At 62.1% G+C, this 13,373-nt stretch carries 15 protein-coding genes and 1 pseudogene; 13 read left to right on the top strand and 3 right to left on the bottom strand.

Features of this window, described 5'->3' with window-relative positions:
* Nucleotides 1–132: IS5/IS1182 family transposase (locus FJ319_12955; GenBank protein ID MBM3935184.1), on the bottom strand; the 132-nt coding region annotated here is incomplete at its 3' end.
* A 237-nt stretch (nucleotides 133–369) separates the two neighbouring features.
* Between FJ319_12955 and FJ319_12950 the strand changes: the two genes are divergently transcribed.
* The 3 genes from FJ319_12950 (at nucleotide 370) to FJ319_12940 (ending at nucleotide 3,481) form a co-directional block, all read left to right on the top strand.
* Nucleotides 370–1,671 (top strand): hypothetical protein, encoded by a 1,302-nt coding sequence (locus tag FJ319_12950; protein MBM3935183.1) that lies wholly within the window; start codon nucleotides 370–372, stop codon nucleotides 1,669–1,671.
* Between the two features lie 153 nt (nucleotides 1,672–1,824).
* A complete protein-coding gene (locus tag FJ319_12945) occupies nucleotides 1,825–2,775 on the top strand; it encodes a sugar phosphate isomerase/epimerase (protein ID MBM3935182.1) in 951 nt (316 codons plus the stop codon).
* Between the two features lie 232 nt (nucleotides 2,776–3,007).
* Entirely contained in the window at nucleotides 3,008–3,481 is a 474-nt protein-coding gene (locus FJ319_12940) for a hypothetical protein (GenBank protein MBM3935181.1), read from the top strand.
* A gap of 114 nt (nucleotides 3,482–3,595) precedes the next feature.
* Here the strand turns inward: FJ319_12940 and FJ319_12935 are convergent, their stop codons facing one another.
* The gene (locus tag FJ319_12935; GenBank protein ID MBM3935180.1) at nucleotides 3,596–4,747 is read right to left on the bottom strand and encodes a hypothetical protein; all 1,152 of its coding nucleotides are present in this window, start codon (nucleotides 4,745–4,747) and stop codon (nucleotides 3,596–3,598) included.
* 424 nt (nucleotides 4,748–5,171) lie between these two features.
* Here FJ319_12935 and FJ319_12930 point away from each other — a divergent pair, with 424 nt between their 5' ends.
* The 5 genes and pseudogenes from FJ319_12930 to FJ319_12910 all read left to right on the top strand — a co-directional run bounded on the left by FJ319_12930 (nucleotide 5,172) and on the right by FJ319_12910 (nucleotide 8,738).
* Complete coding sequence (locus FJ319_12930; GenBank protein ID MBM3935179.1) at nucleotides 5,172–5,447, top strand: hypothetical protein; 276 nt, start codon at nucleotides 5,172–5,174, stop codon at nucleotides 5,445–5,447.
* A 303-nt stretch (nucleotides 5,448–5,750) separates the two neighbouring features.
* Nucleotides 5,751–5,849: pseudogene (locus FJ319_12925) on the top strand (hypothetical protein).
* Between the two features lie 132 nt (nucleotides 5,850–5,981).
* Complete coding sequence (gene rpoD / locus FJ319_12920; GenBank protein ID MBM3935178.1) at nucleotides 5,982–7,025, top strand: RNA polymerase sigma factor RpoD; 1,044 nt, start codon at nucleotides 5,982–5,984, stop codon at nucleotides 7,023–7,025.
* Between the two features lie 155 nt (nucleotides 7,026–7,180).
* Nucleotides 7,181–7,654, top strand: coding sequence for a protease inhibitor I42 family protein (locus tag FJ319_12915; GenBank protein ID MBM3935177.1), 474 nt, complete (start codon nucleotides 7,181–7,183; stop codon nucleotides 7,652–7,654).
* Nucleotides 7,655–7,709: 55 nt separating this feature from the next.
* Entirely contained in the window at nucleotides 7,710–8,738 is a 1,029-nt protein-coding gene (locus FJ319_12910; GenBank protein ID MBM3935176.1) for a hypothetical protein, read from the top strand.
* Between the two features lie 103 nt (nucleotides 8,739–8,841).
* On the opposite strand, the gene FJ319_12905 is transcribed toward FJ319_12910, so the two are convergent.
* Nucleotides 8,842–9,159, bottom strand: coding sequence for a hypothetical protein (locus FJ319_12905; GenBank protein MBM3935175.1), 318 nt, complete (start codon nucleotides 9,157–9,159; stop codon nucleotides 8,842–8,844).
* 280 nt (nucleotides 9,160–9,439) lie between these two features.
* Here FJ319_12905 and FJ319_12900 point away from each other — a divergent pair, with 280 nt between their 5' ends.
* The 5 genes from FJ319_12900 (at nucleotide 9,440) to FJ319_12880 (ending at nucleotide 13,333) form a co-directional block, all read left to right on the top strand.
* On the top strand, nucleotides 9,440–10,735 hold the full coding sequence (locus FJ319_12900) for an amidohydrolase family protein (protein MBM3935174.1): 1,296 nt from the start codon (nucleotides 9,440–9,442) through the stop codon (nucleotides 10,733–10,735).
* Nucleotides 10,736–10,761: 26 nt separating this feature from the next.
* Entirely contained in the window at nucleotides 10,762–11,379 is a 618-nt protein-coding gene (locus FJ319_12895) for an amidohydrolase family protein (GenBank protein ID MBM3935173.1), read from the top strand.
* Nucleotides 11,380–12,075: an amidohydrolase family protein gene (locus FJ319_12890; protein ID MBM3935172.1), complete on the top strand. Its 696-nt coding sequence runs from the start codon at nucleotides 11,380–11,382 to the stop codon at nucleotides 12,073–12,075.
* A 33-nt stretch (nucleotides 12,076–12,108) separates the two neighbouring features.
* Nucleotides 12,109–12,855 (top strand): hypothetical protein, encoded by a 747-nt coding sequence (locus FJ319_12885; GenBank protein MBM3935171.1) that lies wholly within the window; start codon nucleotides 12,109–12,111, stop codon nucleotides 12,853–12,855.
* Nucleotides 12,856–12,922: 67 nt separating this feature from the next.
* Nucleotides 12,923–13,333: a hypothetical protein gene (locus FJ319_12880; protein ID MBM3935170.1), complete on the top strand. Its 411-nt coding sequence runs from the start codon at nucleotides 12,923–12,925 to the stop codon at nucleotides 13,331–13,333.
* The last annotated feature ends 40 nt before the right edge of the window (nucleotides 13,334–13,373 follow it).

The raw sequence follows: 13,373 nt of genomic DNA, 5'->3' as shown, positions 1-13,373 counted from the left end.
GATATCTGACACCAGCTTTCCCATCTTTTCCCAGTCCACAACTTGGGCTATCCTCTCCAATCGCTCGTTACGCCCAACCTGCTCGGGAAGGAACGCTTCGATCATGGACGGGTTTCCCATATTGCGGTGCATGGCTCACTCCATTTTGCTATATCTTCCTCGCACAGGTATGATTATCGCCTCTACCTCGGGTTATGCAAAGGTCTCCTCAGGGAGAGGAGGAACAGCCGTCGATCCGAAGGCAACACCCTCTCTGTCCCGCAAAGCCACCCCGATGCATCGGGGTCCCCCTGAGGGGGAGATTCTGAGGGCCCCCGCACTCACAATTTAGCCCGTTTTGCAAACTACATTTCCTTCCGGGAGGACACGGTGACAGACGCTCATCTCGCTGCCGACCGCCTCAAGCTAGGCATTACGCCGGCGCAGGTGGAGGCGTTCATCGCCAACCACGGCGTGGACGGCGCCGTGTCGCGGCTTGAACGCATCGGTGCATGGCTGGCGGAGGTTAACTCCCAGAACTTTGACGGGGTGCTCCTGACCCCTGCGATTACGGACTTTCTCGCCGGGAAGCGCGACATAGAGCCGCTCATCGCCGAGCTTCAGCGATTGCGGGAAGAGCCGCGATGCGGTCGGTTTGACCGGAGCAATGTTCTGCAGCGGGAGCTGGAGCTGAAGCGCTTCGTTTCCGAGTGCGCCAGGCAGAAGGACCTTCCCAAGACGATCGACAAGCAGCGCGAGATGTACGACGGCCTGCCCGACCAGCCGCCGCCGGCGCCGTCGAGCGGGTACCCGCTGTCTGAACAGGACGCGCTTGAGGCCAGGCGCGCCGCCTACGAGGCGGTCGCCCTCCTCACATTCCTTCGCTGGTTCAAGGCCAACACGGACAGGCCCATCGTCGTCGCCGCCAACGATCGCTACGGCCGCCACTGGGTCGTCGAGCCAATCGAGAATATCCTCATGGCAGAGGGCTTCCATGTGCGATACGACCGGGTGCAGTCGCACTCCTCGATGCGCCTGACCGTCCCGCACTACCTTGAGCGCTGGAACCGCTCCGGCTTCCCGCCGGAGTTCGTCCGGCAGCTGAGTCGCGAGATGCCGCACGTCGTATCCGTCGACGAGTGCAGCCCGCGCCGCACCGAGCGGTACAGCAAGTACGCCCGCGGGGTGCGCGACATCCTCAACTGGTTTATGGTCTTCAACGACCTCCGCGCTCAGGGCGACCTTTCGAGGTACGCCGCCGACAGCTCAATGCCGGAGGAGCTGCTGGTCGAGCTGCGCAAGTGGTACGAGTTCGAGCTAACGCGCCGCAAGATGGCAGACTGGGTAGAGCCCGGCGAGACGTACGCCGTCGTGCACTGGGCCCCCGACCTCAAGCCGGAGGTTATCCTGGGAGACATCGTCGTGCCGGCGCGCCCGGTAGACCCGAGCAGGCGCGTCCCCCTGGCAGTGCTTGCGAACCCCGCCGTCTACGAGAATGAAAAGCTCCCCCAGGACTTGCATGACACCCACCCCTACTACTTCAACGACCCCGAATACCGCGTTAAGGAAAAGATCGTCTATGGCTTCGGCCCGCACGGATTTGAAACACGTGTGGAGGGCTTCACGACGGACGAGTACGTGTCTGCGGCGCAGAAGGCAATAAGTGAAGAGATTAAGCGCAAAGTACGCTAAGAACGCAAAGATGAGGCAAAGAGCGAAAGATGAGGGTTGGGGAAAACCACATCCCCCTCTTCATAACTGATCTTGCATCCATCATAATTGCCTCTGTCTTACCTTTGCGCCCTTTGCGCACTCTGCGCTTAATCCTTGGTCCCGGAGGTCCCCATGCCGCAGCTCAAGGTCGGCTACTTCAACAACAGCGCTGACCCCGCGAAAGTCATCGCCCGGTGCAACGAGCTCGGCGTTCGGTACGTCAACCTCGGCGTCGGCGGAATGCCGGGCTACAAGGAGGGTCGCACCCTCAACGTGCCGGCGATGCGCGAGCTCATCGGGAAGCTCAACGACGCCGGGATCGAGGTGCTGGCGATGTCCCAGAAGGGCCACTTGAAGTCGTTCCCGCCGGCGAGTGAGCCCGATATCCTGCTGAACCCCTCGAAGCACCGCAAGGAGATCGACGCCGCCCTGCAGGTCATCCGCGCGCAGGGCGACCTCGGCATCCGCTCCCAGCTCCAGTACATTAACTTCCCGGAGCCGCAGGACCCCGCGATGGACGAGGCCTACTGGGCAGGCATGATCTCCATCTTCAAGGAGCTCATCGCCGAGGCGGAGCGCGCGAAGGTGGGCATCGGCAACCACGGCATCTGGCGCTGCATCCCGGACGGAATCCGCGAGGAGGCGATCAAGAACGGCCTCACCGCGGACGGCTACCGCCACTACATCGAGCCGAAGTTCAACGGGCCGTACCTGGTGCGCACCGTCGAGCACTGCCGCCGCCTCGCGGAGGCCGTCCCCAGCCCGTACCACGGCATCACCATGTGCACCGGCATGTACATCCACGGGGGAGACCCGCTGGCTGAGATGCCGAAGTGGAAGGGCAAGATCTTCTTCTGCCAGATCCGCGACCTCAACGCCCACTGGCCGCACTCCCGCGAGATGTTCCCGGGCACCGGCGTGCTCAACTTCAAGGCGATATTGACCGCTCTGAAGGACGCAGGCTACACCGGCTTCCTCCATCCAGAGCACCTCGGCAACCCGAGCTACCCCGGCGAGGACCTGGAGTTGAAGGCGACGAAGCTGCTGAAGGACTGGGTGAAGCACGTGCGAGGAGCGGCGTAGCGAATAGTGAAATTGGAATAGTCATTAGTGAAATGGACAGCCGGGGCCGGGGAATTGGGTGGCTTGCTTTCTCCCCCTTGATGGGGGAGATGTCGCCGCTATGGGCGACAGAGAGGGTGACCGGGGCGGTGGCAGATACTGGGGGGTCTGAGGCCATTGTGCTGGCTGCGCCCCAATCCGTCCAGCGCTCGCCGCCGTAGATATCTTTAAAGTCACCGCACGGAGGCGCCTCATGTCAGCAAGCCTCACGCGCCTCACAATCATAGCCACGCTTGCGGTGTGCGCGCTGGCGCTGGCGGCGTGCGACAGCGTCTACGGCGCCTCCGGCAAGGTGGTCACGGTCGAAGGCACCCACGCCGGCCGTGTCCAGACCATGGACCCGAACGGGGCTCGGGACGACATCATGTACCCCGAGGGCGGTACCCGCGTGCAAAGCGCGGAGGTCACGATGTTTATGGAACTGCTCGCTGACGACAGCCCCGATTGGGAGCGCCCCACGGCGTTCACGATAACCAACACCAACGGGACGTTCCACGTTTTCGAAGTCGCAGGGGCGACCGGCCAGGAGCGCCTTGGCATTGAGGTCAAGCATCCGGACTTTGAGCCATTCAGGGCCACGCTCGATAGCGCCTACTCCACCGTCTACATCGTCCTTGCCCCCAAGGCTACTTCGACGGCGGTAACTCCCGGCGAAACGGGGAATTAGGGCCCGACGGCCCCGCCCCTCTCAGGCAGGACAGCCACACCCTCTCTGTCCCGATGAAGCATCGGGACATCTCCCCCTGGGGGGGAGAAACAAAGAGGCGGTGATCACCCGCTCTTAAGCTGCGGCCTTGAACGCTGGCGTGTCCATTCGCTTGCTGTTGATGGAGGTGATGATCTCTTCGTAGGCTTTGGCGTGGGAGACGATGACGTCCTCACGGAAGCGCTCGCCGATTGCGCCCAGGTGAATGCGGCGCTCCGCCAGGAAGGACAGCGTGCGCGCTGACTCCTCCAGGCCCGCAGCGAGCGTGGCCGCCACCTTGCCTGCCCCCTGGAACGCCGCAATGGCCTCAGCCGTCAGTGATACGGCCGTGTTGGGACCGATAAGCGCCTCGGCGTTCGCAATCGACTTCTGTGGCGAGCCGTCGGGAGCGGCGCACTCCCAGACGGGCAACAGCGCGTGGGCGCCCTTGTTTCGCAGAAACGAGTACTCCTCGCCGCAGAAGAGATCGCGGTACCGGCAATAGATGGCCCTGGCGTTCGCCACGGCGCCCTTGCCGAGCATCTCCCTCGCCTGCGCGGAACCATCCCTGACAAGCGCCTCATCCACGCGCTCGCAGATCATTCCAACCGGCACGGACGCCACCGCGCACACGTCCCGCATGCGGGGGTTTTTCGCGAGCCCCCGGGAGAAGGCGCGGGCAGCCTCTTCGTACGTTCTCACGGTCGTCACACTGGAGATATTCACGTTCAGGCCGGCTGCGACCAGCTCTTCCACGACGGGCCACGCCTCGGCGGTCGCCGGCAGCTTGACCATGAGGTTCGCCCGCACCGCCTCGTGCCAGAAATAGCGCGCCTGGGCAACCGCCCCCGCCGGGTCGTTGGCACGGTGCGGAGAGATATCAAGGCAAACGTACCCGTCCAGCCCCCGCGAGGTCTCGAAGGTCTCCTCGAGGATGTCGGCCGCCGCGCGGACGTCGTCGATGACGAGCGCATTGAATATCTGGCGTGCGCCCGCCCTGGGTTTCGAGTACAGGACTGCCTGTATCTCGCCATCGTATGTAAAGGACGCTTTGATTGACCTTGCCAGGGCTACCGGATCGCATCCGACGTTGCGAACGCCGGATGCCGCCATCTGCGCAAGCCCGCCCCTCATGATCAGGCCCCTCGCGGCGAACGAAAGCCACACCGATTGTCCCATTCGCTGGAGCTCAAAAAGCCTGCTCATCTCCCCCCCAAATTCCGTCCGGCATTCCGAACGCTCATGCATCCAATGTTTGTTGAAAGAACGTTACCACTAGATTGCTTACAAGCGCATATCTTTCCTTACCATCAATGCTCGTCCGGGCGTGCCTTCCTATGTGCGTTGCTCGCCTAGCCTGTTCTGACACTGCGGCGCAACAGTTCGACTACTCCTGATTCTTTGGTTTAGCAGCAATAGACTAATCCAGGCGTTTCCGTACCTGGGACCGCCTGAGTCGAAGGAATAAACGGTGGTAAGGCACTAAGGATTATGACTGGAATAATCCATTTGTTGACGATTATTTATGCTGGGGCGCTATACACCAAATAGCCGGTACTGCGATATCCTTCTCTCACGAGGCACGGAAAGCGGCCCCCCAGGGCGAATTCCGGCTCGAAAAAATGGCGTTGTGGCGGCGGGTCCCACAGTCCTGGGTGGAGGAGGCAGGGGGATGTTGATTGTTACAGAACCGGCTACGGAACACCTCACGTTGATGTTGAAGCGCGCCAGGCGCGCTGAAGGCCAGGTAATCAGGCTGGCTGTGGACGCCTATGGGAACGTTAACCTGGTGCTCGATGTGGTGAGGCAAGGTGACCAGGTGATACCGCATCACGGCGAGCATGTGATGGTAGTTGAGCCCCCTATCAGCGAGAAGTTCTCCGGGATAGCCCTGGATGTTGTCTGGAATGGCCATGGGAGGGAGCTCACGCTGCACCGGGCCGCTTGACCGGCGCAACCTCTAATCGCAACAGTCGACTATGGCGCTCCGGCGCCGGAAATGAGAGGCCAACAGAAAATGCCAACAAGAATACGCGCACTCGACGCAAACGAGCTCAAGGATTCAGAGCTTGAGATAGAGTCCTCCGTAGACATAGCCGACGAGCCGGTCCTAGAGGACTCGGAAGCGAGTATTGCCGAGACGGATATGGACGAGACGCCCGTGGCGGCTGACGGGCACGTTTCCGCCCCGGAGGCGCTCGCCGAGGAGGAGAGCGACGAGGACTGGGACGAGGACATAGGCTCAAAAGGCAGCCTGGAAGACCCTGTGAGAATGTACCTGAAGGAGATTGGCAGGGTCGCGCTGCTGACAGCCGAGGAAGAGCGGCTTCTAGCCCGTCGGCTTGAGGCCCTGATGCATCTGAAGCGTATTGAGTCCGGTATTTCTCCCAACGGCTCCACTCCATCAGGCGCCGAGTGTGTTAGATACCTTCTCGCCAGGCTGAGCGCGACCGACACAACAGTTGTCAGCGTCTACGGCCATATGAACGCGGCCTGTGACGGCACTATCGGCCAGGTGGTCGGCGACTCGGCCCTCCGCCAGATCATCGACAACGAATTCAACGAGGACCTTGTCCAACACGTCGCCGGTAGCCTCGGGGCGCCCCCGGACGAGGCGAAAGAGGCGGTCCGGGCGCTGGCACTGGACTCCGGTCTGCTGATACCGGACGTGATTGAGGCCATCGGTCCAGAGACGAGGATATGCGACCTGGAAAGCCTGTGCGATGACCCCGACTTCCGCGCTGCGCTGGGCAGGTGCGAGCTGCAGGTGAGGCGCCACCTTATGCGGGTGCGGACCAGCGGCGTGGAAGCACAGAAGCGACTCGCGGAGGCGAACCTGAGGCTCGTCGTAAGCGTCGCCAAGCGCTTCAACGGCAGGGGGATGTCGCTCCTGGACCTGGTACAGGAGGGCAAAATCGGGCTCATGCGGGCCATCGACAAGTTCGACTATCGTCGGGGCTTCAAGCTGAGCACATACGCCACGTGGTGGATCAGGCAGGCCATCGCCCGCGCGATCGCCGACCAGGCGCGGACCATCCGCATTCCTGTGCACATGATTGAGACGATCAACAAGGTCACACAGGCCACTCGCAGTCTCACTCAGGAGTACGGCAGGGACCCGACCAGCGACGAGATTGGCCGGGCGATAGGAATGCACCCGCACAAGGTGCTGGAGATACAGAAGCTGGACCAGCAACCGGTGTCGCTGGAGACGCCTTTAGGCGAGGATGAGGAGAGCCCGCTTTCGGACTTTATAGAAGACCGGGACACGATGGCGCCTCTCGAGGCAGCTTCTTCGCAGTTCCTCAAGGACAATGTGGAGGACGTGCTCCGGTCCCTTTCCGAGCGCGAGGAGTCAGTGATCAGGATGCGTTTCGGGTTCCATGACGGCCGCGCCAGAACCCTGGAGCAGATCGGCCAGGAGTTCGGCGTCACCAGGGAGCGCATCCGGCAGATCGAGAAGAAAGCCCTGAAAAGCATGAGACACCCGACGCGCGCCGACCGGCTACGCGATTTCGTGGCCTGAGGCCCGGAAAATCACAGGAGTTTCTTGACGGCGCCCCGGGACTGAAACCCGGGGCGCTTCACTTTCGCCGCCGGTCCTATGGTGATAGCCCGATATTCGCATCGCAGTATTAACGCGATATCATATGGACTCAAAGAATCCGCGGGAGATACCGCATGAGCACCCAGGGTATTACAGCAGTCGTCGTGGGGGCGATAGTTGTGGCGGCGGCGATCGCCGGCGCACTGCTGTTGCGCTCGGGAGACGACGCCGTGCCGACCCCGACACCCCGCGTGGCCGCGACGGCCACCCCGACCAGGCCGCCTGGCACGGGGCAGCGCCTGTCGGAGGTAAACAACGGCGGGGCCATAGAGCTGAACCCCGGGGACCGCTTCTTCATCACCCTGGAGGGCAACCCGTCCACAGGCTATACATGGGAGATCGATAGCAACGTTGGTGGACGTGTCGCCCAGGTTGGACCTATTGAGTCGCGGCCCGTTTCGGATATGCCGGGCGCGCCGAACGTCCAGGTAATAAGGTTCGAGGCTATGTACGGTGGCGAGGGTGATTTGAAGCTCAAGTACCACCGCCCCTGGGAGACAGGTGTGGCGCCGGTCAAGACTTTTGTGGTGCACGTCACAGTCAACTGATTACGCGTCTACCAGCAGGCGGCGAGGACCATTTGGAACGAGAGGAGTCAATGCTATGATGCGACGTCCCAAAGGGCGCGAAAAGGTGACGCCGGTCCTGATAATGGGATCGGCCGGCAGGGACTTCCATAACTTCAACATGGTCTTTCGGGACAATCCTGACTACCGTGTGATGGCGTTTATCTCCTCGGCGGGGCACGCCAACGGCATCGACCAGTATCCGCCGTCACTGGCAGGGGCCCTCTACTCCGGCGGAATACCGGTCTACCCGGAGGTCGAGCTAGAAGACATCATCTCCCAGCATAACGTCGAGTTTGTTTTCTTTTCCTACAGCGATGTGCCTCATTTGGAAGTTATGCACCAGGCCTCGAGGGTACTCGCTGCGGGGGCAAATTTCTCGCTGCTCGGACCAAGGCAGACCATGCTTGCGGCGCGCGTTCCCGTGGTCTCTGTTACCGCTGTTCGCGCAGGCGCCGGCAAGGGCCCTGTGTCCAGTAGGGTTGCCGCCTGGATGAAAGATCGCGGTCACCGCGTAGCTGTGGTAACGCTGCCAAAGAGGTATTTAGACCTGGAGAAACAGGCAGCTCAGGTGATTTCGGGCACTCAAGATATGGCCTCTGCGGCGGTGTCTCCGGAGGAGCGCGATGAGTACGAGCCGTACATCGCCATGGGCGTTCCGGTTTGCGTGGGCGTGGACTACGGCATCGTTCTCAGAGTGGCGGAGAAAGACAGTGACGTGATCGTCTGGGACGGCGGTGAGAACGACTTCCCGTTCACCCAGTCCGACCTGCGCCTGGTGGTGGTAGACCCGCACCACGCCGGCGAGGAGAGCACCTTCCATCCGGGCGAGGTGAACTTCCGCATGGCGGACGCGTTCATAGTGCCCAAAGTCGGCACCGCGACGTCGACACAGCTCTCGGCGGTGCAGGAAAAGGCACGCAACGTGCGGCCGAACGCTCCCGTCATTATGTCCGAGATCGCATCCGGCCGCGGCAAGGGCGGCGATATGAAAGAGCGGAGCGACAAGCTGGTTAACCTCCTCGAGCAGTTCGAGAAGCGGAGCCTTATTCAGCCCCCGCACTGAGCGGCTTTCACCGGGACATTTCCGTGATCGTGTAGTTGCTCGCGAAGTGCTCGATATTGTGGGCGCCGTAGCCCTTCAGGATGTCCGTGGCCTTGTCGACATCCTACTGGGTCTCTGCGTGAACGGCGAGGACAATGTGCCCTGCTCTGCCCTCGGTCTTATAGTCGTCGAAAATAGCGCCTTCCAGGGCGAAGTACTTCCACAGGGTACGGGCAAAGCGCTCCATAAAGCCACAGTGGTCGCATTCCGATTTCAACTGCTTCTCCACCTGGTCGCCGGTGAAGCGCTTGATATCTGCTGTATGGAAGCCCTCGTCCCTTAGCGCCTGAATGGCCTCGGCGGCATCTTCCCGGTCGTCGATCACTGCCATTACATGGTCCCTGGGATACCAGGCTGCCTTGTGATCGCGTTTCAGAGTCATAGGGTCCCCTCCCTTCACATCGTCCAACACCTCACCAGTGGACACCGGTGAGGTAGCCCCGACGGAACATCCAATAACTCGGTTATACCAAGCGCGCGCGTTTGAGGCAACTTGCCGGCCGGCCCTCGAGCGCGATCCAGACCCACCCCCGAGCGCCACTACCCCCTGAAAAAGCACGTTGGGCGGACCTGTGCGGGCCAGCCGGCACTCTTAGAAACGAAAGATACCACCCTCTGTCAGCCCTGGCGCGTTGTTGCCTTTGGCAGTGCATTGGCTCACAATGTCCAATCAAGTTACCAACCGAGGTGCGAACATGGCTGAGACCGTATTCAAGCTGATCAAGGCTTCCCGTTTAATCGACGGCAAGGGAGGCCCCGTCGTGTCGAACGGAGCGGTGCTGCTGGAGGGCGACAAGATAAGGGCCGCCGGGCCGGGGAAAACCGTCGCCGCGCCGGGGGGGGCAAAGGTGGAGGTGCTGGACTACACCGGCAAGACAGTGCTGCCGGGCCTCGTCGACTGCCATGTCCATCTCAACGGCTTCGGCGACGGCCGCAGCGGCGATGAGCTCGCCACTCTGCCTGACGAGGTGCTTTCCCTCCAGTCCGCGAAGAATGCGCGCACCCACCTCTACTCCGGGGTAACGACGGTACGGGATTGCGGAGGAAAGAACAAGACAATCTTCATGCTCCGCAAGGCAATTGAGATGGGAATCACGCCGGGGCCGAGTATGGTTATTACTGGCCGTCCTATGGCGATCGTCGGCGGCCACCTGAGCTACTTCGGAATACAGGCGACCGGCGTCACGGAATGCCGCGCCGCCGTGAGGCAGCTAATCAAGGAAGGCGCGGACTTCATCAAGATTACCGCGAGCGGCGGCAGCACGAAAACGTCGTTCCCGCTTCGGCCATCCTTCAACGTGGACGAGCTCAAGGCCATCGCTGAAGAAGCGCACAAGTTCGGAAAGCACACCGCCGCCCACTGCGTGAACATCCAGTCGATGCACAACTGCCTGGACGCCGGCATCGACACAATAATCCACGCCCGCCACATCCAGCCGGACGGCACGTGGGAGTACCGCCCTGAGGTCACCGAGCGTATGGTCAAGCAGGGCGTTTACGTTAACCTGACGCTCAATGAGTCGCGGGCTATCGTCCAGAACCTGGAGAAGAAGATCGCCGCAGGGATCACACTGACGGCGTGGGAAGAAAAGCTCCTGGAGGGCTGCAAGGCCAAGTGGGACGACCTGATGGACCACGCAGGGCGCATTTACCGGGACGGCGCGAAGCTCGTCGCCGGCTCCGACTCCTCCTGGAGCGTCAACCCGATGGGCAACTTCCAGGGTGAGCTTGAGGCCCATGTCATGGCGGGCATGAAACCCATGGAGGCGATAGTCGCCGGGACACTGGACTCCGCAAAGTCGTGCTGGACAGACAAATCCGTCGGTAGCCTTGAGGCCGGCAAAGAGGCCGACGTGCTGGTCGTGGACGGCGACCCATCCAAGAACATCAGTGACCTCCACAAGGTCGTGGACGTGTTCCTGAAGGGCGCGAAGGTAGACAGGAAGAATTACGTGTAGGCGTGAACAACAATTCCGGAGTCCACATGTCCCCTGCCCAACCCAATTTCACGCTTATCAAAGCTGCCCGCCTTATTGACGGGCGCGGCGGCGATGTGGTCGCAAACGGCGCGTTGCTGGTTGAAGGCGCAAAGATCCGCGGGGCCGGGCCGGCGGCCAGCGTCCGCGCACCGGAAGGCGCCTCAGTTGCGACAATCGACTACGGCGACCGCACGTTGCTGCCCGGCCTCATCGATGCTCATGTTCACCTGAACGGATTCGGCGACGGGCGCAGCGGAGACGACCTCGCCACGCTGCCGGACGGGGTGCTGACGTTGCAGTCGGCCCGGAACGCGCGGGCGCACCTGTACACGGGGGTGACCACCGTGCGCGACTGCGGCGCGAAGGACCAGACGACGTTCATGCTCCGCAAGGCGGTGGAGATGGGCGTGACGCCCGCTCCGCGCCTGGCGTTGACCGGCAGGCCGATGTCCATCGTCGGGGGCCACCTGCACTACTTCGGGATCGAAGCGACCGGCCCGGACGGGTGCCGGTCTGCCGTACGCCAGCTGATCAAGGAGGGCGCAGACTTTATCAAGATCACGGCCACCGGCGGCAGCACGGCCACCTCGAAGATATACAAGCCATCGTTCAACGTGGACTAGCTGAAGGCGATTGTCGAGGAGGCTCACAAGTTTGGCAAGCACACCGGCGCGCACTGCATGACCGCGCAGGGGATGCTCAACTGCCTGGACGCCGGCGTCGATACGATCATCCACGCCCGGCACCACGATGAGAACGGCAACAACGTCTACCGCCCGGACGTGACCGAGCGCATCCTCAAGCAGGGCGCGATGGTCAATATGACCATCTACGGCACCTCCATTATCATCAACGCGACCGAGGAGAAGAAGGCCAAGTTCGGCCTTACACCCGAGGAGCAAGCCGTGCAGGACCACCGGATGAAGATGCGCGACTTCATTCTGGAGTCCTTCTTCCGCATGCACAAGGCCGGGGTGAAGATGGCCGCCGGGTCGGACGCCGCCTGGGGCAAACACACCCTCGGACAGTTCCACAACGAGGTGGTCTACCACGTCAAGGGCGGCATGACGGCGATGCAGGCGCTCACCGCCGCGACGCTGAACGCCGCAAAGTCCTGCTGGATAGACGACAAGGTAGGCAGCCTGGAGCCCGGCAAAGAGGTCGATATCCTCGTCGTGAACGGCGACCCTTCAAGGGACGTGGCAGATCTGAAGAACGTCGTGGACGTGTTCCAGGCGGGTCGGAAGGTGGATAGGGGCAGCGCAGCGACAGCCGGCACTGGCCACCCACTGGAGCGCCTCTGGCCGGCGAACAACTAGGGTCCGCGACCGGCGGGACTGCGAGGTAACGTTATGGGACCGTCCATCTCCAAGGACTCCATTGTCGTCCTCTACAAAGGCGGCAGGCTGCCATCGTGGGAGCGCCTTACGAAGGAGGAGCAGCGCGCCGCGTCCGAGGAGCACGTTGAGCTGATGCTCTCCGTCGCCCATAAGCACGGTATGATGCGGCTGGAGGGGTTTAAGCTCATGTCGCCGCAGAAGTCGTGGCAGCGCTTCTGGCAGATCGAGTTCCCCGCCCTCGACGGCGCCGAAGAGTGGATCGCGGCGGAGATCGCGCCGCCGTACGGCCGGTACGGCTTCTACGAGTACCAGCTCGCCCGACGGCTCGGTATCGACTACTACGCCTCCTGGGTCACCAACCCCGCAAAGCCCGTCGCCAAGCTTCCTCCGCCTGACCCGCGCAACATCCCGCCACTCAAGGCGGACACGGACAGCTTCGTGACCGTCGTCTTCGAGCGCAACATACATGAGTACGACCTCACGTCCCCGCAGCAGCGCGGCGACGCGTCCCGCGAGGCGGCGTTGAGGAAAGTGGCGAAGGACCACGGCCTGACGCGGCTGGAGGTCTTTCAGCTTATCGACGTCCAGGAGGACTGGCGCAGGGTCTGGATCGCCGAGCTCCCCACCATCGAGGGCGCGATGGCCTGGGCTGACGCGGAGGCCCAGCCGCACCACAACGGCTACACGATCAGGACGGTCCACATCACGCAGAAGTGGGCGCAGGCGTACTGCGCAAGCTGGGTGCCGGGGGGCAGGTAGTTGGAAGTTAGCAGTTGGAAGTTGGCAGTCGGCAGTCGGTTAAGACAGAAGGATTAGGGAGGGTGCGTTGACCACCACAGCTGATGCGGGCCTTACGGCCAACATCACCACCATCACCGCAACGGATGTGTCCGCGCCGCCGGCGTGGGCAGTGATGCAGCGGCACTTGATGAGGACGATGGAGGAGGCCGCGCTCCTGGCGACCGAGAAGTACGCCCGGCCGGGCGGCCTCGTGTACCACGTCCACGACGTCGACGACGCCTATGAGAGCCGGTCGATGCGGGCATATTTGCAGAAAATGTGTGATCCTATGGACTGGCAACGGCTTTGTAAGGCGGCTACCATGGTTTTGAAAAATCATCAAGTTTTTGAGGAGTGCCCATGGCCCCCCAAAACGGTGTCCGCAATGTTCACACATGCTCTCGAAGAACGGGCACTATGCCAACGGCCGACAGCGCTGGTTCTGCCCAGCGTGTAGGCGTTCATTCTCGTGGCATTATGCCGGCTCTCGGCACAAG

It is taken from the genome of SAR202 cluster bacterium, from assembly GCA_016872355.1.
Classification (GTDB): domain Bacteria; phylum Chloroflexota; class Dehalococcoidia; order Lucifugimonadales; family VGZY01; genus VGZY01.
The sequence above is the reverse complement of the archived record's forward strand: the minus strand, read 5'-3'. Positions and strand labels throughout refer to the sequence as shown.

Coding starts and splice junctions, on each gene's coding strand:
- FJ319_12910 (MBM3935176.1), top strand. CDS start 7,710: ATGATGCGACGTCCCAAAGGGCGCGAAAAGGTGACGCCGGTCCTGATA.
- FJ319_12900 (MBM3935174.1), top strand. CDS start 9,440: ATGTCCAATCAAGTTACCAACCGAGGTGCGAACATGGCTGAGACCGTA.
- FJ319_12895 (MBM3935173.1), top strand. CDS start 10,762: ATGTCCCCTGCCCAACCCAATTTCACGCTTATCAAAGCTGCCCGCCTT.
- FJ319_12905 (MBM3935175.1), bottom strand. CDS start 9,159: ATGACTCTGAAACGCGATCACAAGGCAGCCTGGTATCCCAGGGACCAT.
- rpoD (MBM3935178.1), top strand. CDS start 5,982: ATGAACGCGGCCTGTGACGGCACTATCGGCCAGGTGGTCGGCGACTCG.
- FJ319_12945 (MBM3935182.1), top strand. CDS start 1,825: ATGCCGCAGCTCAAGGTCGGCTACTTCAACAACAGCGCTGACCCCGCG.
- FJ319_12915 (MBM3935177.1), top strand. CDS start 7,181: ATGAGCACCCAGGGTATTACAGCAGTCGTCGTGGGGGCGATAGTTGTG.
- FJ319_12935 (MBM3935180.1), bottom strand. CDS start 4,747: ATGCATGAGCGTTCGGAATGCCGGACGGAATTTGGGGGGGAGATGAGC.
- FJ319_12940 (MBM3935181.1), top strand. CDS start 3,008: ATGTCAGCAAGCCTCACGCGCCTCACAATCATAGCCACGCTTGCGGTG.
- FJ319_12885 (MBM3935171.1), top strand. CDS start 12,109: ATGGGACCGTCCATCTCCAAGGACTCCATTGTCGTCCTCTACAAAGGC.
- FJ319_12930 (MBM3935179.1), top strand. CDS start 5,172: ATGTTGATTGTTACAGAACCGGCTACGGAACACCTCACGTTGATGTTG.